The following is a 20926-nucleotide window of genomic DNA, read 5'->3' on the forward strand; positions in this document are numbered from 1 at the left end:
ATTTTACCCGGTTGCACGGGCGATTTGCCTTGGGAAAATGCGGTGGGCGCTTGGAAGTGACTCCTGCCCCGCCTTCTCCTTTACTAATCACAGTGGCATCGCCTCCTGTGACGACTTGATCAGGGAAATGCGTCCTGCAACTGCTCGGGCGTCATGCCCTGGCGCGGTTGGGATGTGTGGGCGGCGTGCCCCATTTTCTGGAGACCATGATTGTCTTCATCTTCGCCGGAATTCAGCCTAGCTGCGAGGTGATTGACTCGGTGAGGGGCGAGGGCATACTCGATGGCCAGGATACTGGCACCAACCACTCCAGCTTCCGGCCCCGTTTCGGATTGGGTGATATTCAGGTGTTGGGTCGCCAACGGGGTTGAACGTGCGTAGACCGTTTCGCGTATCCCGGCGATCAGATGTTCTCCGGATTGTGCGAGCGATCCGCCTACGACAATCAACGAGGGGTTAATCAAGCTCACACACATGTTCAGCATCTCTCCGATGTCACGCCCTGCCTGGCGCACTGCTTGAATCGCGGCCAAATCGCCGGAACGGACGAGTGCGACGACGTCGTTTCCGGTGATGGCCTGAAGCCCGATTTCACGGAGTTGCGCGGCAATGGCGGGTGCGCCGGCTATTCCCTCCAGGCAGCCGCTCTTGCCGCAGCGGCATAGGATTCCTGCTCCTCTGGAAACAGCAATATGGCCGACGTCTCCAGCGACCCCTGCCGCGCCGCGCTGCAATACGCCACCACTGACTACACCCGAACCGATACCGGTAGCGACTTTGAGGAAGATCATGTTGTCCTCAGCGGGCCAGCGCGTCGCCCGCTCCCCGAGGGCCATAAGATTGACGTCGTTATCGACTAGGACGGGAACGTCAAAGATTTGCTGAATGTAAGCGGGGACATCGAATCCGTCCCAGCCCGGCATGATCGGGGGGCTGATCGGCTTTCCGGTGGAGTGTTCCACCGGACCGGGTAATCCGATACCGAAGGCGATGATATCCGTGGCAGGGCGCTTCATCGCTTTCAAATGGCCCGTCAGCGTCATCGTTAGCCAGTCCAGAACAGCTTCAGGTCCGCTGGATATCTCAAGTCGTTCAGTGGTTTCCGTGAGCACTGTTCCCGATAGGTCCGTAAGAGCCAGGGTCGCGTGGGTGGCGCCGACGTCCGCGGCGGCGGCCAGCTTGGCACCCGGGTTGAAGGCTAGCCGTGCTGACGGGCGGCCTCCGGTGGATGGCGCACCCGAAACTGGCGCAACCAGTCCGAGTCTTACGAGTGGCTCCAGGCGAGAACTGATCGCACCTCGTCCCAAGCCCGTTATTCCGGCCAGGTCCGCCCTGGTTCGCGGGCGTCCGTCCCGCAGGATATGCAGAAGTTCGCTGGGGCCGCCGTTGTCCATGTCTCTCCATTTCAAAACTCGAAAGAGGCGAATGATGAGACCGAGGTCGTGGCTCATCAGACTCACTCGGCCCCGACGGGCCCTTATCTTCACCCAGTGTCAGGCGCCTCAATGTTCCCGTCCACTCGTCAATGCCCGCAGCATCAAAAAGTGCAACTTTGGAGTGGATTACCTACCTACCAGCGTCAGAAGGTGCAGACTTTTGCTGGGCGACTGACGAAAGCCCTGTCGTGCATGTCACTGTTTCGGCATGGAAAACCACAGAACCACGACAGCCCCCTCCCGGTTACGGGCCGGGTTCGTCGGCGCCGGGTTCATGGCTCAGGTGCATAGCCGAGCCGCCCGTGCTGCGGGGGCGGAAGTCGCCGGCATCGCATCTTCAAGCCCTGCCAGTGCCGCCCGCGCCAAAGACCGTCTGGGCATCACGCAGGCTTACCCCTCCGTCCAGAACCTCATAGAGGACGATGCGATCGATGTCATCCACGTCTGCACCCCGAATGCCACCCATTTAGCCGTGGCGGAGGCCGCGCTCGCAGCCGGCAAGCACGTGGTCTGCGAGAAGCCCCTGGCTACGAATGTGCAGGATGCCGCCCGTCTGGTGGAGCTGGCCGCGAGCACCGGGACGGTTGCTACCGTTCCCTTTGTGTACCGGTTCCATCCCATGGTGCGGGAAGCCCGGGAACGCATTGCTGCCGGGCAGACGGGGCGGATCTCCTCCATCCAGGGGTCGTACCTCCAGGACTGGCTGCTGTCCCGGGATGACGACAATTGGCGGGTGGACGCCGGTCTCGGGGGCCCATCACGCGCGTTCGCTGACATTGGCTCCCACCTGTGCGACCTGATCGAATTCGTCACGAATGACCGGATCGCCCGGATCGGCGCTGTTAGCCGAACTCTGTTTTCCGGCCGGGCTGACCACGAGGACGTCAAGACGGAAGACCTCGTTGCGGCGGTATTCACCACTGATAGCGGCACTGTCGGAAACCTTCTGGTCAGCCAGGTCGCACCGGGCCGGAAAAACCGGCTGATGATCGAGATCTCCGGCACCGAAAGCACTGTGCAGTTTGATCAGGAAGCACCTGAGACATTGTGGCTGGGCAAACGGGCCGGCTCCCAGCTGCTCGTCCGCGACCCGGACGCCCTGTCGCCGGACGCAGCGCGACTTTCCGTCCTCCCCGCCGGGCATCCACAGGGCTACCAGGATGCCTTCAATGCCTTCGTCGCCGATACTTACGCCGCCATCGGCGGGGGAAGCCCGGAGGGTCTGCCCACGTTCCGGGACGGGCTGCGGGCCGCCGTCCTTACCCAGAGCATCCTCGAATCCAACACAAGCGGTCACTGGAGCGAGGTTCCAAACATCAAACAATTAGAAGGAGTGCAGCAGTGAAAATCATCCAGGTAGGCCTCGGCGCATGGGGCGCCTCATGGCTGAACGTCATTCACCAAAGCAAGACCTGGGACCTCGCCGGCGTCGTCGACGTCAACCCGGTCGCGGCTGGGGCCGCAGGTGAACAGTATGGAATCCCGGCCTACGCCACGATCGAAGAAGCTCTGAATCACAAGGAAACCTTTGACGCGGTCCTGGTTATCGTTCCACCCGAATACCACGCCGCAGTGGCCATCCCGGCCCTCGAAGCCGGTGTGCACGTACTGATCGAGAAGCCCCTCGCACACAGCCTTGAGGACGGAATCCGGATCATCGAAGCGGCGGAAAAATCCGGCAAGCAGGCCATGGTGTCGCAGAACTACCGGTTCAAGCGCGCGGCACGGACCGTCCAACGCCTCATCAGCGAAGGGGTCATCGGAGACCTCGAGCACGTCTTTATCGACTACAAGAAGAACCCCCCGTTCGAAGGCTTCCGGCTCGAAATGGATGAACCCCTCATCGTGGACGCGATGATCCACCACCTGGACCAGCTCCGCGGCATCGTCGGGGTAGAGCCCACAGCCGTGCGTGCACGGTCCTGGAACACGGGCACGTCCAGGTTCAAGGGCAACGCCTCCGCGGTTGTGCAGTTCGACTGCGACAACGGTGCCCGCGTTGTTTACACCGGCTCGTGGAGCTCCTACGGCCCGCAGACCAGCTGGGACGGTGACTGGGAAATCCAAGGCAGCAAGGGCGCCATCACGTGGAAGAACAACGAGGTCACGATCAACTTCGCCTCGCTGTTCGACACCGTCTTCCTCGCCGGCGCGGTGGAACGCTCCGGCGTCATGCACGTCGACCTGGATCCCCTGCCGGTCGAGGAACGTTTGGGAACACTGGCTGCGTTCCGCGACGCCATCGAAACCGGCCAGAAGGCTGAAACGGACGTCACCGACAACATCCAGAGCCTGCAGCTGGTCATGGCCACCGCCGACTCCGCCCGCAAGGACGGTGCGCCCATTTCCCTAAAGACCAACGCCGAACTCTTCGGCAGCAACTAGCACTTCCGGCCTGAGGAAGTGTCGAAATGACTGGAGAAACAACCATGCAGCCACAAACAGCCACCGGCGCAGCCGGCACGGTTAACAGCAAGGCTGGCCCCGGCAGGTCCGGGGACGAGACCCGATCAAAGCTTTCCGGTGTCGGCAGCTTCATCGGCGCGCAGGGTCTGCTCGTCGTCGTCCTGCTCTTCGGTGTACTGCTGACCTTCCTCAGCCCGGTGTTTCTGACCCCGGTGAACCTGGTCAACCTGCTCTACCAGTGCACCATCCTGGGCGTATTCGCCATCGGCATGACCTTCGTGATCCTGACAGGAGGCATCGACGTCTCGGTCGGATCCACCGCGGCCCTGGCCTCCGTGCTGTCCATGGGCGTCATCGTGAAAATGAACATGCCCGCCGAAGTCGGCCTCCTTACCGGCCTGGCCGTCGGAGGGGTGGTGGGCGCCCTGAACGGGCTGATGGTCACGAAACTGGAAATATCCCCGCTGATCGCAACCCTTGCAACCTTGTCCGCCGGATCCGGCATCGCCTTCGCCTACACCGACGGCGGCAACATCACCCCGGTTCCGAAGCTGCTGACCAACATGGTCAGCGCAAAAATCGCCGGCGTCCCCTTGCTCATCCCGGCGGTTCTGCTGCTAGCCTACCTGGCACACCTGGCGCTAACCCGTACCACCTACGGGCGGTCCATCTACGCCGTGGGCGGCAACAAAGAAGCCGCACTGCTGGCCGGTATCCGGGTCGACCGGGTGACCATGAACGCCTACGTCATCGCCGGCCTCTCAGCCGGCATGGCAGGCCTGCTGCTCACCGGCCGCCTGGCCTCGGGCAGCCCGCGCGCCGGAGACGGCATCGAACTGACCATCATCGCGGCCGTCGTCATCGGCGGCACCAGCCTCTTTGGCGGCCAGGGCAACATCAAGGGCACGCTCCTGGGCGTGCTGCTGATCGCCATGGTCTCCAACGCCGTGAACCTTCTGGGCATCCCGTCCTCCTACGACAAAATCGTCCAAGGCGTAGTCATCTTCGCTGCCGCCGCCCTGGACGTCTACCGCTACAAGTACGTCAAGCGGAACCTCTCGAGGAAACGCAAGATCGGACCCGCGCCCGCCGCAGACCAGAAAGCGGGCAGCCCCAAGGTGACCGAAGCCGGCCAGGACCAGACGGCCCGGACACCCGCCTAACCTCCTCGATGCCACCGCACGTCGGTGCACCCGTCGGAATAACCTACAGAAAGAGCAAGTCAATGAAGACCTCACCTAAATTGGCGATCCTAGCGGCAGTGTCCGCCGCCACCATCGCCCTCAGCGGTTGCGGCGCATCCCCCTCTTCATCGGGCCAGGACGCCAGCGGCGGAGCCAAGCCAAAAAAGATCGCGGTACTGCTCTACAGCCAGAGCTTTGAATTCATGGTCGCCCTCGGACAAGGCATCAAGGACAGGGCCAAAGAACTCAACGTCGACGTGACCGTCCTGGATGCCAAGGGCGATTCCAGCACCCAGATCAGCCAGATCCAGGACCAGCTCGCCAAGGGCGTGGACGGCATCGTATTGAGCCCGAACAACTCGGCAGAACTCGCTCCCGGGGTCCAGATGATCCACGACGCCGGCAAGACGGTCACCACGGTTGACTCGGTGATTCCCGGTGACGTCGCCGATGCCGCCGTTGCCTTCGACAACAAGAAGGCTGGGAAGCTTGGCGCCGACGCGCTGGCCAAGCTGATGGGGAACAAGGGAACGGTACTCGAATACCAGGGAGCGAAGGGTGCATACCACGCGATCCTCCGCGGTGAGGGCTTCACTGAAGGCATCCAGCAGAACCCCGGCATCAAGGTTATCTCCCGCGACGCGCAGTGGACGGCCGATAACGCCCTCTCGCTGACGGTGGACAACTTCACCTCGGATCCAAGCATCAGCGGCCTCTTTAGCCACAACGACGAAATGGTCCGCGGCGTCGTCTCGGGACTCTCTCAGATCAACAAGGGCGCCCCCGTCGGGGCCGCTGGCCACATCCCGCTCGTCGGAGTGGACGGCACACCGCTGGCCCTGGACCGGATCCGCAAGGGCGTCCAAGACGCCACCATGGACCAGAACCCGTTCGAGATGGGAGCCCTCGCCCTGCAGGCCGAGGTCGACATTCTGGACGGAAAGCAGGTCCCGAAGATGCAGCTGACCGACACCCAACTCATCACCAAGGAAAACGTCGATGACCCCAAGCTCTGGGGAAACATCTTCAAAAACTAGGCCAGTCCGGCTCAACTAACCCGGACGGGCCAGGCGCCACTGTCTGGCCCGTCCAGCACCGACAGTAATTCAAGGAGAAAATGTGTCCCGCTTCAAATATTCCTACAACGCCATCGTTTACTACCAGGAAGACATCGCCAAAGGAATCGACCGTGTAGCCCGCTACGGCTACGACGCCATCGAACTCGTCGGAGAACCCGCAACACACAACGTCGAAGAGATCAACAAGCTGACCAAGGATGCCGGCATCGACGTCAGCTCCATCTGCAGCATCTGGTTCGGCGAGGAACGTGACCTGATCAACCCCAGCGCAGCCAACCGGCAGAAGGCACTGGACTACGGCAAATCCGTCGCCGACTTCGCCGCCGGCGTCGGAGCCCCGACCATCATCGTCGGACCATCCCCGGTCGGCAAGACCGAGGCTCTGGCCAGCGACGAACAGGAATGGGACTGGGCCGTGGAGAACGTCCGCACACTCGGTGAATACGCCGCAAGCGTGGGCGTGAACATCACCCTCGAACCGTGGAACCGTTACGAGACACACTTCCTCAACCGGCTCGACCGCGCAGTCGAGCTCCTGGACGCTACAGGTCTGAAGAACGGTGGTGTGCACGGCGACCTCTTCCACATGAACATTGAGGAAGACACCATCCACGGCGCCTTCGCCCGCGCCGGCGGCAAGGTCAACCACGTCCACCTCGCAGACTCGAACCGTGCCGCCCCCGGAGTAGGACACATCGACTTCCGCCCGACCCTGCAGACACTCAAGGACATCAACTTCGACGGTTACCTGACCTTCGAACTCCTTCCGGCCGCATCGAACCCGTTCGCGATGATGGCACGCGGCGGCCACCTGGAGTTCCTGGACCCCTACACGGAAAAGGCCATCAACGAGATGAAGAAGCTGGAACAGGAGCTGTGGCCCAATGAGTAAATACCAATTCGGGATCAGCACCTTCATCCTGGTCTCACCCTTCACCGACCAGGACGTTGACCAGTTCGACGTTGCCAAAGACATGGGCTACGACCTCATCGAGGTCTGCATCGAAGACCCTGCCGTGGTCAGCGCGGAAGCGCTGAAGAAGGCCTCCGAGCGCACCGGGCTGCCCGTATCCATCTGCGGGGCGTTCGGACCGGACCGGGACGTCTCCCACGAGGACCCCCAGAAGCGGCGGCAGGGCATCGACTACCTGAAGCTGTGCGTCGACATCGCCCAGGAAGTCGGATCCCCGCACGTGGCCGGCCCGATGTACTCCGCCACCGGCAAAGCCCGGCTGCTTCCCCCGGAAGAACGCCGCCAGCAGCGCCAGTGGGCGGCCGACAGCCTCAGCGAAGTCGCCGACTACGCGGCCGAACGCGGCGTCACCCTCGCCATCGAACCGCTCAACCGCTTCGAAACGGACCTGGTCAACACCGTCCAGCAAGGTCTGGAACTGTGCGAACTGATCGGCCGGGACAACGTGGGCCTCATGCTCGACACCTTCCACATGAACATCGAAGAGAAGAACATCGGTGAAGCCATAACGGCAGCCGGTGACAAGGTTTTCCACTTCCAGGTCTCCGAAAACGACCGCGGAACGCCCGGCAGCGGCCACGTCCCCTGGTCCGAGACCTTTGACGCGCTGAAAACGATCGATTACCAGGGTTCCATCGTCGTGGAGTCCTTCCTGCCCACCGTTGAAGAAATCGCCAAAGCCGTGTCCCTGTGGCGCCCTGTGGCACCGTCCATGGACGCACTCGCCCGTGACGGACTTACCTTCCTGAGGAGGGAACTGCCGTGACCCCAACGCCCGGAGGTGCTCCGGCCATCGTCGAAGCACGCAACCTTGTAAAACTGTTTCCGGGCGTTGTCGCCCTCTCCGGCATGAACTTTGAGCTTCATGCCGGAGAGGTGCACTGCGTCTGCGGTGAAAACGGCGCCGGAAAATCAACGCTGATCAAGACACTGAGCGGTTTTTACACTCCCGACGAAGGTGGGGTCTACGTCGACGGCCAGCTCATGCACGCCAGCACCGTCGCCTCCAAGGCCGCCGGCATCGCCACCATCTACCAGGAACACAACCTCGTGCCGGACCTCTCCGTCGCGGAGAACATCCTTCTCGGCAACTGGGGCGGTAAAAAAGGGTTCCTCTCCCGCCGCGAGATCCGCAAACGCGCCCGGAAAGCCCTCGACCAGGTCGCCCCGCACCTCAACCTCGACACCCCCGCCATGGCCCTTTCCACCGTGGACGGTCAAATGGTCGAAATCGCCCGCGCCATAGCGCAGGACGCCAGGGTCATCATCATGGACGAACCCACCACCGCCCTGACCGAGCAGGACGTTGACAAACTCTACAAGCTGGTCCACGAACTGCGGGGCAAAGGCCTGGCGATCATGTACGTGTCGCACAAACTGGAGGAAGTCTTCACCCTGGCCGACAAGATCACCGTAATCCGTGAAGGCAAGACCGTTGCATCCTCCGTCCCGGCGGACCAGCTCGACGCCCGCTCCGTCGTGCAGCTCATGGTCGGCAAAGACGTCGATCTCTACGAGCACGTCCCCCGGGAACGCGGTGATCTGGTACTCGAAGCCCGCGGCCTAAGCCGCGCAGGTGCCTTCGCGGACGTGCATCTGAAGCTGCACGCAGGGGAGATCGTCGGATTGGCCGGACTCGTCGGAGCCGGCCGTACCGAGGTCGCCCGCTGCATCTACGGCGCCGATAAGGCCGACGCAGGAACCGTCGAGATCGGCGGGCGAAAGCTCCGCCTGAACGACGCTACAGCCGGGATCGCAGCGGGAATCGCCCTCGTCCCCGAGGAACGGAAGCTCCAAGCCATCATTCCCATGCTGTCCATCCGGGAAAACACCACGCTGACACTCCTAAAGCACATCAGCCGCTGGGGAGTGCTGAAGCGCGGCTATGAAAAGAAGATGGTAGCCGACTACATCAAGGAACTCGATGTCAGGACCCCGTCGGCCGAAACCCCGATACAGTCCCTCTCCGGCGGCAACCAGCAAAAAGTCATCATCGCACGCTGCCTGGCCAGCAACCCCAAGGTCCTCATCCTGGACGAGCCAACAAAGGGCATCGACATCGGCGCCAAGGCCGAAATCCACCGCCTGATTGAACAGCTCGCCCGCCAAGGGGTGGCCGTCCTCGTCATCTCAAGTGAACTCCCCGAACTGCTCGAACTCTCCGACCGCGTCATGGTCATGCGGGCCGGCCGGGTCGTGGCCGAGCTCGACAAGGCCCAGGCAACCAAAGAGAACGTCATCGCCTACGCCGCGGCATAAGCCATCCTCCCAGAACGGAAACCATCATGACCGATCAACAAACCCGCCCGTTCACCCTGTTCACCGGCCAGTGGGCCGACCTGCCCTTCGAGGAAGTCGCGCGCCTGGCCTCCGGCTGGGGTTATGACGGCCTGGAAATCGCCGTCTCCGGCGACCACCTGGACGCCTGGCGCTGGGACGAACCCGGCTACGTTGACGCCAAACTCGCCATCCTGGAGAAGTACAACCTGAAGGTCTGGGCGATCTCCAACCATCTCAAGGGCCAGGCCGTGTGCGATGACCCGATCGACTTCCGCCACGAAGCGATCGTCGGGTCCACGGTCTGGGGCGACGGCGATCCCGAAGGCGTCCGCACCCGCGCCGCCGAGGAAATGAAACACACCGCCCGGCTCGCCAAGGCCCTCGGTGTGGACACCGTGGTCGGGTTCACCGGCTCCTCCATCTGGCAGTACGTCGCCATGTTCCCGCCCGTCCCGGAAAAGGTCATCGACGCCGGCTACCAGGACTTCGCCGACCGCTGGAACCCCATCCTGGACGTCTTCGACGAATGCGGGGTCCGTTTCGCCCATGAAGTCCACCCGTCCGAGATCGCCTACGACTACTGGACCACCGTCCGAACATTGGAAGCGATCGGGCACCGCGAAGCGTTCGGCCTGAACTGGGACCCGTCGCACTTCATGTGGCAGGGCATTGACCCGGTCTCCTTCATCTGGGACTTCAAGGACCGGATCTACCACGTGGACTGCAAGGACACCAAGCTCCGGCCCACCGGCCGGAACACGGTCATGGGCTCGCACCTGCCCTGGGGCGACCCGCGCCGCGGCTGGGACTTCGTCTCCGCCGGCCGCGGCAACGTCCCCTGGGAAGCCTCCTTCCGCGCCCTCACCGCCATCGGCTACAACGGACCCATCAGCATCGAGTGGGAAGACGCCGGCATGGACCGCCTCCACGGCGCCCCCGAAGCCCTCGCAGCGCTGAAGAAGTTCGACTTCCCCGCCTCCCAAACCAGCTTCGACGCCGCCTTCAGCAGTTGAGGTTCGCTGGATTGAAATACTCCTGAACCGGACAAGAAAATGTCCGTCTTGAAGTCGCTTGCACTAGCCTTCGCGGCCCTGTGGATGAAGCAAAGGCGGCAACGACAAGGAGCGGGTATGCCCAACCGCTTCGTCCTCCGACCACAGGCAGACCGCTGCTATTGGCAGGCATGCGAGCGAGCCATCCACAAACCATAGCGGCACCGACGAAGTCATGGACTAGGAATGCGCAGGCCGGTAGAGCGGTCGAGCCGCAGGTATCGGCAGGCGGTGCAGTCTCCATGCCTAGGCTGCATCTGCAACTCTTCCGCACGGTTTGCCTCCGCGGAACAACAAGCGGTCTCTAATACCGTTGCCACGTCGTAGTTCCCGATTGATGTGGCCAGTCCTACAGGGCTCTGTCGTATAAGGATTGAATGCATCGGATCGGCACCCCACGAATGTTGCAGATCGATCATCTCGGGCCGTCCGTGCGAGTTGAAGACGGCAACGAAGAGCGGTGGTGTTGCCCAAGGCATTGGTTTTGTCGGCTGTGGCCATGGTTGAGCGGCGCGGCTTCCGCCGTCAACCCAGCGGCACAATCAAGGAGAACCCGGAAGGGCCGAAAAGTAACCGTTCGCCACGCAGCCCCGCAGCTGACCAGGAGAGCAAACGCAAAAGAGGGAAGGCCCGATTGGCCTTCCCTCTTCTTTGTCCCACAGGTTTCGCGTCGGACGTTGCGGTCAGACGCGGGACCTGCCGCGGACAAAGTGGATGATCAGGACGATCACGGCCACTACCAGCAGGATGTGAATGAGTCCGCCGCCGATGTTGGCCAACAGGCCGAGCAGCCAGAGAACGGCGATAATGATGGCTATCCAAAGCAACATGAATATCTCCTTCGTTCACTCTGCGGATGGAATACTGCTCCCCGCCCGCTGTCCGTATAGTGCGCTCAGCCTACGACATGTCACAGCAGTACGGCCGGAACCTGGCGATTCTTTCGTCTGCTGCGCCGATCTGCTCGCGCACTTCACCAATCCAGGCGTCGAACCGGCCTTCACGCTGATCACCGGCTACGCGTGGGCATGTGCGGAGCGACCGCGGGCCTTGGTTTTTCGGAGTGACAGCGACAGCGTGACGACCAGCAAGGGCAGCACCGTAGCGTGATAGGCCACGTCAGCAGGTTGTCCGCCACTGAGCGTAAAACCGAACCCGACGAGGAAGCCCACGATAGCGAAACCCGTTGCCACTACCGCTGCTGTGCGCCCGCGCGCCGGACTGCGTATGGCCAGCACGGCGCCGGCAATGAGGACCACTCCAATGATTGCTTCGGCGATCCCGGCGGCCGCCGGGTTGTAGTGCTTGGCGCCGCCGGCGATGACACCGGAGAGGTGCAGTCCCGAGATCACCGCCAGGGACTGGGCCTCAAAGAGCATCAGGGAGGCGACGGCGCGGCGAATGCGGTCCGAGGAAAATCCCTGCCCGGAGTTCTTGATGGTTGTCATACCAACGACGCTAATCGGCAGCCGCACGTCCCGCATCGTCCCGGGGAGGTATCTGGGGTTACTCCCTAAGCAGTACTGCTGCGACCCCAAGAGACTACTCCTACGGCAAGAAGCGCGAGGCCGTCAAGGTGATCTCCCGCCAGGACGCGCCCCAGCTCCTACCGCCTAAAGCGGCGGCGGCCTTACGGTCCCTGCGGCAGCGTCTAGACCTGAGATTTCATTAAGTCAAGCTTTGTCAACACTGCTCACGCCAATACGCCGCTGACCTGCGGAAACATTGTGCCCGAGGTGGGACTCGAACCCACACACCTTTCGATACCGCATTTTGAGTGCGGCGCGTCTGCCAATTCCGCCACTCGGGCGCGGAATACGAGGAGCAAGAGTACGCCCACAGCTGACTGTGAGCAACGCGATCGCTTCACGTACGCGGAATTACTCTACATGCAGATAGGCTGAATTCCAGAATCGCGCCGCCGTCGCCGCAAACGAACCCCTGCAAGCCAAGTACAGCCGCGGTGGCACCTAAGATAGTGATGTCCCGCCGTACCTTTTCAAGGAGATCCCGTGACTGAACAGACGGAGTCCAAGCCCACGTCCCAGCCGGCGCGCCGCGTCATTGTGGCAGAGGATGAAACCCTCATCCGCCTCGATATCATCGAGATCCTGCGCGGCGAAGGCTACGACGTTGTGGGTGAGGCGGACAATGGCGAAAAGGCCGTCCAGCTCGCCGAGGAACTGAAGCCGGACCTGGTCCTCATGGACGTCAAGATGCCTGTCATGGACGGCATCTCTGCGGCCGAAAAGATCGTCAAGGCCCGCATCGCCCCCGTGGTGCTGCTGACCGCCTTCAGCCAGAAGGAACTGGTGGAGCGTGCCCGCGACGCCGGCGCCATGGCCTACGTGGTCAAGCCGTTCACCCCGGCGGACCTCATCCCCGCCCTGGAGATCGCGCTCTCCCGCCACGAGGAGATCAAGGCCCTCGAAAGCGAGGTGTCGGACCTGCAGGAACAGTTCGCCACCCGCAAGCTGGTCGAACGCGCCAAGAGCCTGCTCACCACCAAGATGGGCCTGACGGAACCGGAAGCGTTCCGCTGGATCCAGAAGACCTCCATGGACCGCCGCCTCAGCATGCGCGAGGTTGCCGAAACCATCATCAACCAGGTCAACTAGCCGGCCGGCCGGGCCTCGGGACATTACGACGACGGCCCGGCCGCCCAAGTGTAAGGCGGCCCCAGGGTAAGGCGGCCCCACAGTAACGGTCACCAAGGCGGCCACGCCAGCACAGCGAAAAGGACCCCCGCCAACCGGCAGGGGTCCTTTTGCGTTGAAGCCTAGGCCTGGGCGGCTTGGTTCTTCTTCTTCTTTTCCGGCCAGGGGCCGAGCTTTTCCTTGTTGCTCACGAACTCTCCGGCGCGCGTGGAGTCGGCGAGGTCGCCTACCTTGTGCACCTTCAGGGAGTTCGTGGAGCCGGCCTTTCCGGGAGGCGAACCGGCAGCGATGACCACCAGGTCACCGTCCTCAACCAGCCCCATTTCCTCCAGGCTGCGGTCAACCTGGGCGGTCATGGCGTCGGTGTGGTCCACCATCTGCACCAGCACGGGCTGGATGCCCCAGGTCAGCGCCATCTGGTTCCAGACCTGCTCCACCGGGGTGAACGCGAAGACCGGCTTGATGGGGCGCAGGCGGGACAGGCGACGGGCCGAGTCGCCGGACTGGGTGAACGCACAGATGTACTTTGCGTCCAGCTGGTCGGCGATTTCGACGGCGGCACGGGTGATGGCACCGCCACGGGTCCTGGGCTTGGTGCCCAGCGGGGGGACGCGCTCCAGGCCGTGGACCTCGGTGGATTCGATGATCCGGGCCATGGTCTTGACGGTCTCGATCGGGTACTTGCCCACGCTGGTCTCACCGGAGAGCATGACGGCGTCGGCACCGTCCAGGACGGCGTTGGCGCAGTCGGACGCCTCTGCACGGGTGGGGCGCGGGTTGTCGATCATGGACTCGAGCACCTGGGTGGCCACGATGACCGGCTTCGCCCAGCGGCGTGCCAGTTCCACTGCACGCTTCTGCACGATCGGCACTTCCTCCAGCGGAAGCTCCACGCCAAGGTCGCCACGGGCCACCATGATGGCATCGAACGCGTCGATGATCTCAGGCAGCTGCTCAACGGCCTGCGGCTTCTCGATCTTGGCGATGACCGGCACGCGGCGGCCTTCCTCGTCCATAATCTCGTGCACGCGGGTGATGTCGGAGGCGTCGCGGACGAAGGACAGTGCCACCAGGTCAACGCCGCGGCGCAGGGCCCAGCGGAGGTCGTCCTCATCCTTTTCGCTCAGCGCGGGGACGTTCACGGCCACGCCGGGAAGGTTGATGCCCTTGTTGTTGGACACCATGCCGCCGACGGTCACCTCGGCGACCACCTTGACGTCGTCCACCTCGATGGCACGCAGGGCCACCTTGCCGTCGTCGATCAGCAGGGCGTCGCCCACCTTGACGTCCTCGGTGAGGCTCTTCAGGGTGGTGGAGCAGATCTCCTGCGTACCGGGGACGTCCTCGGTGGTGATGGTGAAGATGTCACCGACGGCCAGCGCGTGCGGGCCGTCGACGAAACGGCCCAGGCGGATCTTGGGACCCTGCAGGTCGGCCATGATCGCCACGGCCTTCCCCAGGTCGGAGGCCGCCTTCCGCACGTTTTCGTAGGTGTTGTCATGCACGGTGTAGTCGCCGTGGCTCATGTTCATGCGGGCGACGTCAACGCCGGCCTCCAGCACAGCCAGGGTGTTCTCGTAGCTGGCAATTGCCGGGCCGAACGTAGCCACAATTTTTGCGCGTCTCATATACCTACCCTATTGGTCTCTTGCATTGGTTAAGTTGTCGGCGAGGTGAACCCTCGGTGCATCCCCCGGGTCTGTGGCTAGAGGACGGCGATGGCGCGGTCCGTCGGCGCAACGGGAGCGGGGAGGATGGTGCTTCCCATCAGGTACTTGTCCACGGCTGCTGCGGCGGCACGGCCTTCGGCGATGGCCCACACGATCAACGACTGTCCGCGGCCGGCGTCACCGGCGACGAATACACCTTCGGTGTTGGTCATGTAGTAGCCGTCGCGGGCCACGTTGCCGCGGCCGTCGAACTCGGCGTGCACCTGCTCGGTGATGCCGGCCGGCTCAGCGCCGGTGAAGCCAAGGGACAGGAACACCAAGTCGGCCGGGATGATCCGCTCGGTGCCGGCCTTGGGCAGGCGCTTGCCGTCCACGAATTCCGTCTCGGCCACCTTGACGCCGGTCAGCCTGCCGTTTTCGCCAACGAACTCGACGGTGGAGGCGAGGTAGGTGCGTTCGCCGCCTTCCTCGTGGGCGCTGGCCACCTCGAACAGGGTGGGGAACGTCGGCCACGGCTGGTGGCTGGCACGCTCCGACGGCGGCTGCTTGCCGATTGCCAGGGTGGTCACCGAGGCAGCGCCGTGCCGGTGGGCGGTACCCAGGCAGTCGGCACCGGTGTCGCCGCCGCCGAGGATCACCACGTGCTTGCCGTGCGCGTTGATCTGGTTTTCGATGGTTTCCCCAGCGACCGCGCGGTTGGCGGGAACCAGGTAGTCCATGGCGAAGTGGATGCCGTCCAGGTCGCGGCCCGGGATGGGCAGGTCGCGCGGGACGGTGGCGCCGGTGCAGACCACGACGGCGTCGTAACGCCGGCGCAGCTGCTCCCAGGTCACGTCGGTCCCCACGGCCACGCCGGTCCGGAAGCGGGTGCCTTCGGACTTCATCTGTTCGACGCGGCGGTCCACCTGCTCCTTTTCCATCTTGAAGTCGGGGATGCCGTAGCGGAGCAGTCCGCCGATCTTGTCGTCCCGCTCGTAGACGGCCACGGTGTGGCCCACCCGGGTGAGCTGCTGGGCGACGGCCAGGCCTGCAGGGCCGGAACCGACCACGGCCACGGTCTTGCCGGTGAGGCGCGTGGGCGGCAGCGGGTTAACCCAGCCGTTGTCCCAGGCCTCGTCGATGATCGACACCTCAACCTGCTTGATGGTCACGGCGGGCTGGTTGATACCCAGCACGCAGGACGCCTCGCAGGGTGCCGGGCAGAGCCGGCCGGTGAACTCCGGGAAGTTGTTCGTAGCGTGCAGCCGCTCGATCGCTTCCTCGCCCTTGTCCCGCCACATGAGGTCGTTCCACTCGGGAATCAGGTTGCCCAGCGGGCAGCCCTGGTGGCAGAACGGGACGCCGCAGTCCATGCAGCGCCCGGCCTGGGCCTTCAGCGTGCCCTTTTCCTGCGCCTCATAGACTTCCTTCCAGTCCATGATGCGGACAGGAACGGGACGGCGCGGCTGGGTTTCACGCTGGCGTACTTTCAGAAATCCGCGTGGATCAGCCACCGGTCACCTCCAGGATTCGAGACCATACTTCTTCGCCGTCCGGGTCAAGGCCCTCTTCGATGGCGTCGAGACGGGTTTGCAGCACGGCCGCGTAGTCGCGCGGCAGCACCTTGGTGATGCGGGCAGCGGTGTCATCGAAGTTCTCGAGGAGGCGCGCCGCCAGCTGGGAGTCAGTTTCTTCCACGTGCTTGACCAGCAGGCCGTGGACGATGTCGCGGTCCTCGGCGTCCAGCTCGCGGAGCTGGAGTTCGCCGGACTGCAGGGCGTCCTTGTTGACCTTGGCGGTATCCAGGTCCAGGACGTAGGCGGTGCCGCCGGACATGCCGGCGCCGAAGTTGCGGCCGGTGCGGCCGATGATCAGCGTCTGGCCGCCGGTCATGTACTCACAGCCATGGTCGCCGATGCCTTCGACGACGGCGGTGGCACCGGAGTTGCGGACCAGGAAGCGTTCGCCCACCTGGCCGCGCAGGAACAGCTCACCGCTGGTGGCGCCGTAGCCGATGACGTTGCCGGCGATGACATTGGTCTCCGCCTTGAACACGTTGGTCCGGTCCGGGCGGACGATGATCCGGCCGCCGGAGAGTCCCTTGCCCACGTAGTCGTTCGAGTCACCGAAGAGCCGCAGGGTGATGCCTGCGGGCAGGAAGGCGCCCAGCGACTGCCCGGCGGTGCCGTTCAGCGTGATGTCGATGGTGTCGGTTGCCAGGACGTCGGTACCAAAGGTCTTGGTGACAACGTGGCCCAGCATGGTGCCCACAGAACGGTCGGTGTTGATGACGTCCACGGTGATCTTCACCGGGCTGCGGTCCGTCAGCGCTTCGGTGGCCATGGTGATCAGGCGCTGGTCGAAGTGCTTGTCCAGTTCATGGTTCTGGCCGGTCATGTTGCGCAGCGGCGCGTCGTCGTCGAACTCCAGGCCGTGCAGGATCGGATCCAGGTCCAGGCCCTCGGCCTTCCAGTGGTCGATGGCTTCGCGGGTGTCCAGGACTTCGGCGTGGCCGATGGCCTCCTCGAGGCTCCGGAAACCGAGCTCCGCGAGGATCTCGCGGACTTCCTCGGCCAGGAACTCGAAGAAGTTCACCACGAACTCCGGCTTGCCGCTGAAGCGGGCGCGCAGCTCGGGGTTCTGGGTGGCGACGCCCACGGGGCAGGTGTCCAGGTGGCAGACGCGCATCATGATGCAGCCTTCCACCACCAGCGGGGCGGTGGCGAAGCCGAACTCCTCACCGCCAAGCAGGGCGGCGATGACCACGTCGCGGCCGGTCTTGAGCTGGCCGTCCACCTGCACCACCACGCGGTCGCGCAGGCCGTTGAGCATCAGCGTCTGCTGGGTCTCGGCGAGGCCGAGCTCCCACGGGACACCGGCGTGCTTGAGCGAGTTCAGCGGCGAGGCGCCCGTGCCGCCGTCATGTCCGGAGACAAGTACGACGTCGGCCTTCGCCTTCGTCACGCCGGACGCCACGGTGCCGATCCCGACTTCCGAGACAAGCTTCACGTGCACCCGTGCCGAGGGGTTGGCGCGCTTGGCATCATAGATGAGCTGCGCGAGGTCCTCGATCGAGTAGATGTCGTGGTGCGGGGGCGGGGAGATCAGCCCGACGCCGGGGGTCGAGTGCCGCGTCCGGGCCACCCACGGGTAGACCTTCTGCGCCATGAGCTGGCCGCCCTCGCCGGGCTTGGCACCCTGAGCCATCTTGATCTGGATGTCGTCGGCGTTGGTGAGGTAGAGGCTGGTGACACCGAACCGGCCGGAGGCGATCTGCTTGACCGCGGAACGGCGCTTGGGGTCGAGCAGGCGGTCCACGTCCTCGCCGCCTTCCCCGGTGTTGGACTTGCCGCCCAGCTGGTTCATGGCGATGGCCAGCGTCTCGTGGGCCTCCTGGGAGATGGAGCCGTAGCTCATGGCTCCGGTGGAGAACCGCTTGACGATGCTGGAGACGGGCTCCACTTCCTCAAGGGGCACGGAGGGGCGCTCGTTCTTGAACTTGAGCAGGCCGCGGAGGGTCATCAGGTTGGTGGACTGGTCGTCCACGCCCTTGGTGTAGGCCTTGAAGATGTCGTAGCGGCGTTCACGGGTGGCGTGCTGCAGCCGGAAGACGGTCTCCGGGTTGAACAGGTGCGGCTCGCCGTCGCGGCGCCACTGGTACTCGCCGCCGCCCAGCAGTGGGCGGTGCGGCTGCTCGATGCCGCCCTCGGGGTAGGCCATCTGGTGCCGCGCGGAAACTTCGGCCGCGATGACGTCCAGGCCCACGCCGCCCAGCTGGGAGTGCGTGCCGGCGAAGAATTCGTCCACCAGTTCCTGGCCGAGGCCCAGTGCCTCGAAGGTCTGGGCGCCGGTGTAGGAGGCCACCGTGGAGATGCCCATCTTGGACATGATCTTCAGGACGCCCTTGCCCAGGCCCTTGATGAGGTTGTAGACGCCGTCCTGCGGGGTGACGCCGGTGACGTCGCCGGCAGCGATGAGCTGCTCCACCGATTCCATGGCCAGGTACGGGTTGACGGCGGATGCGCCGTACCCGATCAGGACCGCAACATGGTGCGTCTCGCGGACGTCGCCGGCCTCCACCACCAGGGCGGTCTTGGTGCGGTTGGCACTGCGCAGCAGGTGGTGGTGCACGGCGCTGACCAGCAGCAGGGACGGGATGGGTGCCCACTGGGCGTTGGAGTCGCGGTCGGAGAGCACGATGTACTGCACGCCGCGGTTGATCGCGCCGGACACCTGCTCGCAGATTTCGGTCAGCCGTGCGCGCAGCGCGTTCTCGCCGCCTTCGGGCCGGTAGAGGCCGCGGACCTTCATGGCCACGCGGTTGCCGTCGGCGTCCTCGATGTTGGCGATCTTGGCGAGCTGGTCGTTGTTGATCACCGGGAAGGGCAGCTGGACCTGCGGCTGGCGGACCTGCTTGGTGTCCAGGAGGTTGCCGTTGGGGCCGATGGCGCAGGTCAGGGAGGTGACCAGTTCCTCGCGGATGGCGTCCAGCGGCGGGTTGGTCACCTGCGCGAAGGACTGCACGAAGTAATCGAAGAGCAGGCGCGGGCGCTTGGACAGCACCGCCACGGGGGTGTCCGAACCCATGGCGCCCAGCGGCTCGGCACCGGTGCGGGCCATCGGGCCCAGCAGGATCTTCAGTTCCTCGGTGGTGTAGCCGAAGGTGCGCTGGCGGATGTTGACGGAAGCTGCCGTGTGCACCACGTGCTCGCGCTCGGGAAGTTCGTTGAGGTCGATCAGGTTGTCCTTGACCCAGTCGGCCCACGGGTTTGCCGCGGCAACCTCTGCCTTGACCTCTTCATCGTCGATGATGCGGCCGGCCTCGGTGTCCACCAGGAACATCTTGCCCGGGGACACGCGGCCCTTTTTGACCACTTTGGAGGGCTCGACGTCGATGACGCCCACCTCGGAGGCGAAGACGATCAGGCCGTCCTCGGTGATCCAGAAGCGGCCGGGGCGCAGGCCGTTGCGGTCCAGGGTGGCGCCCACCAGGTTGCCGTCGGTGAAGGAGACGGCGGCGGGGCCGTCCCACGGTTCCATCAGCAGCGAGTGGTACTCGTAGAACGCACGGCGTGCGGGATCCATGGTGGCGTGGTTTTCCCAGGCCTCGGGGATCATCATCATGATCGCGTGCGTGATGGGCCGGCCGGAGAGCCACAGCAGTTCCGCTACCTCGTCGAAGGACGCGGAATCGGAGGCGCCGGGGGTGCAGATGGGGTACAGCTCTTCCGGCGAGTCGCCCAGCAGCGGGTTGGCGAGCTGCGACTGGCGGGCACGCATCCAGTTCCGGTTGCCCTTGACGGTGTTGATTTCACCGTTGTGGGCGATGGTCCGGAACGGCTGCGCGAGGGGCCAGGACGGGAAGGTGTTGGTGGAGAAGCGCGAGTGCACGATCGCCAGCTTGGTCTTGAACCGCTTGTCGGACAGGTCCGGGTAGAACGGCTCCAGCTGGGCGGTGGTGAGCATGCCCTTGTAGACGATGGTGCGGGAGGACAGCGACGGGAAGTAGACGCCGAACTTGTTCTGGGCCCGCTTGCGGATGCGCCAGGCCCGGGCATCGAGTTCGTTGCGGTCCAGTTCCTCCCCGTTGGCGGCGGCCAGGAACGGCTGGGAGAAGTAGGGCATGCAGGCACGCGCCATGGCCCCGACGAGGTCGGCGACGACGGGCACTTCGCGCCACCCGAGGACTTTCAGGCCCTCATCGGCGGCAAGGCCTTCGATGCCGGCCTTGGCGGCGTCGGCTTCCCGCTGCTCGGCAGGCAGGAAGGCAGTGCCGGTAACGTACTGGCCCGGGGCCGGCAGTTCGAACTCGGTGACGGCGCGGAAGAATTCGTCCGGGATCTGCATCAGCAGGCCGGCTCCGTCCCCGGTTCCCTCGTCGGCGCCCACGGCACCGCGGTGTTCCAGGTTGCGCAGCGCGGTCAGGGCGGCATCAACGATGTCGTACCCGGGCTCGCCGCGGAGGGTCGCGATAATGGCAAGGCCGCACGCGTCCTTCTCCTGCTCCGGGTTGTACAGCCCGGCAGCCTCCGGCATGGCGGCGAAGCGCTTGAACGGCGACAGTGCAGTCCCGGGCTGATCCGGTTCAGACCAGCTGGGAGTGTTAAGAGTTTGGGTCATGGGAGACGTCCTTCCTCCTGATCGTGCGTATGGAAGGGACACCGTTGGCCCCACTCGTCGGCGCCGTTGCAAGGGCACAACAAAGTGTTG

General features: G+C 64.2%; 15 protein-coding genes and 1 tRNA gene. 9 read left to right on the forward strand and 7 right to left on the reverse strand.

Annotated features, from left to right (window positions below; genetic code table 11):
- Positions 1 to 119 precede the first annotated feature (119 nt).
- Complete coding sequence (locus PUN71_RS07045) at positions 120 to 1394, reverse strand: ROK family transcriptional regulator (protein WP_277797926.1); 1275 nt, start codon at positions 1392 to 1394, stop codon at positions 120 to 122.
- 250 nt (positions 1395 to 1644) lie between these two features.
- Here PUN71_RS07045 and PUN71_RS07050 point away from each other — a divergent pair, with 250 nt between their 5' ends.
- From PUN71_RS07050 to PUN71_RS07085, 8 genes are all read left to right on the forward strand, one after another.
- Positions 1645 to 2781, forward strand: a complete 1137-nt coding sequence (locus tag PUN71_RS07050) for a Gfo/Idh/MocA family protein (RefSeq protein ID WP_277797843.1) — start codon at positions 1645 to 1647, stop codon at positions 2779 to 2781.
- Positions 2778 to 3821, forward strand: coding sequence for a Gfo/Idh/MocA family protein (locus PUN71_RS07055; RefSeq protein ID WP_277797844.1), 1044 nt, complete (start codon positions 2778 to 2780; stop codon positions 3819 to 3821). Before PUN71_RS07050 ends, PUN71_RS07055 begins: the two co-directional genes overlap by 4 nt.
- Positions 3822 to 3847: 26 nt before the next feature.
- Positions 3848 to 5005, forward strand: coding sequence for an ABC transporter permease (locus PUN71_RS07060; protein ID WP_277797845.1), 1158 nt, complete (start codon positions 3848 to 3850; stop codon positions 5003 to 5005).
- 62 nt (positions 5006 to 5067) lie between these two features.
- Positions 5068 to 6063: a sugar ABC transporter substrate-binding protein gene (locus tag PUN71_RS07065; protein WP_277797846.1), complete on the forward strand. Its 996-nt coding sequence runs from the start codon at positions 5068 to 5070 to the stop codon at positions 6061 to 6063.
- 82 nt (positions 6064 to 6145) lie between these two features.
- Positions 6146 to 6997 carry a TIM barrel protein gene (locus PUN71_RS07070; protein WP_277797847.1) on the forward strand — a complete coding sequence of 284 codons (852 nt, stop codon included), beginning with the start codon at positions 6146 to 6148 and terminating at the stop codon, positions 6995 to 6997.
- The gene (locus PUN71_RS07075) at positions 6990 to 7844 is read left to right on the forward strand and encodes a sugar phosphate isomerase/epimerase family protein (protein ID WP_277797848.1); all 855 of its coding nucleotides are present in this window, start codon (positions 6990 to 6992) and stop codon (positions 7842 to 7844) included. The genes PUN71_RS07070 and PUN71_RS07075 overlap by 8 nt, the downstream gene beginning before the upstream one ends.
- Positions 7841 to 9337: a sugar ABC transporter ATP-binding protein gene (locus tag PUN71_RS07080; RefSeq protein WP_277797849.1), complete on the forward strand. Its 1497-nt coding sequence runs from the start codon at positions 7841 to 7843 to the stop codon at positions 9335 to 9337. The genes PUN71_RS07075 and PUN71_RS07080 overlap by 4 nt, the downstream gene beginning before the upstream one ends.
- Before the next feature lie 26 nt (positions 9338 to 9363).
- Positions 9364 to 10371, forward strand: coding sequence for a sugar phosphate isomerase/epimerase family protein (locus tag PUN71_RS07085; protein ID WP_277797850.1), 1008 nt, complete (start codon positions 9364 to 9366; stop codon positions 10369 to 10371).
- 722 nt (positions 10372 to 11093) lie between these two features.
- On the opposite strand, the gene PUN71_RS07090 is transcribed toward PUN71_RS07085, so the two are convergent.
- The 3 genes from PUN71_RS07090 to PUN71_RS07100 all read right to left on the reverse strand — a co-directional run bounded on the left by PUN71_RS07090 (position 11094) and on the right by PUN71_RS07100 (position 12220).
- The gene (locus tag PUN71_RS07090; RefSeq protein ID WP_110543403.1) at positions 11094 to 11240 is read right to left on the reverse strand and encodes a lmo0937 family membrane protein; all 147 of its coding nucleotides are present in this window, start codon (positions 11238 to 11240) and stop codon (positions 11094 to 11096) included.
- 186 nt (positions 11241 to 11426) lie between these two features.
- On the reverse strand, positions 11427 to 11858 hold the full coding sequence (locus PUN71_RS07095; protein WP_277797851.1) for a hypothetical protein: 432 nt from the start codon (positions 11856 to 11858) through the stop codon (positions 11427 to 11429).
- 280 nt (positions 11859 to 12138) lie between these two features.
- Positions 12139 to 12220: transfer RNA gene (locus PUN71_RS07100), tRNA-Leu, on the reverse strand.
- Positions 12221 to 12422: 202 nt separating this feature from the next.
- Between PUN71_RS07100 and PUN71_RS07105 the strand changes: the two genes are divergently transcribed.
- Positions 12423 to 13028: an ANTAR domain-containing response regulator gene (locus tag PUN71_RS07105; protein ID WP_009358190.1), complete on the forward strand. Its 606-nt coding sequence runs from the start codon at positions 12423 to 12425 to the stop codon at positions 13026 to 13028.
- Between the two features lie 161 nt (positions 13029 to 13189).
- Here PUN71_RS07105 and pyk read toward each other — a convergent pair whose 3' ends face one another.
- The 3 genes from pyk to gltB form a co-directional block, all read right to left on the reverse strand.
- Entirely contained in the window at positions 13190 to 14695 is a 1506-nt protein-coding gene (pyk, locus tag PUN71_RS07110; protein ID WP_277797852.1) for a pyruvate kinase, read from the reverse strand.
- Positions 14696 to 14772: 77 nt separating this feature from the next.
- Positions 14773 to 16230, reverse strand: coding sequence for a glutamate synthase subunit beta (locus PUN71_RS07115; RefSeq protein WP_277797853.1), 1458 nt, complete (start codon positions 16228 to 16230; stop codon positions 14773 to 14775).
- Complete coding sequence (gltB, locus tag PUN71_RS07120; RefSeq protein ID WP_277797854.1) at positions 16223 to 20836, reverse strand: glutamate synthase large subunit; 4614 nt, start codon at positions 20834 to 20836, stop codon at positions 16223 to 16225. Before gltB ends, PUN71_RS07115 begins: the two co-directional genes overlap by 8 nt.
- Positions 20837 to 20926 lie beyond the last annotated feature (90 nt).

The organism is Arthrobacter sp. NQ7 (genome assembly GCF_029581595.2).
In the GTDB taxonomy this organism is placed as follows: Bacteria; Actinomycetota; Actinomycetes; order Actinomycetales; family Micrococcaceae; genus Arthrobacter; species Arthrobacter phenanthrenivorans_B.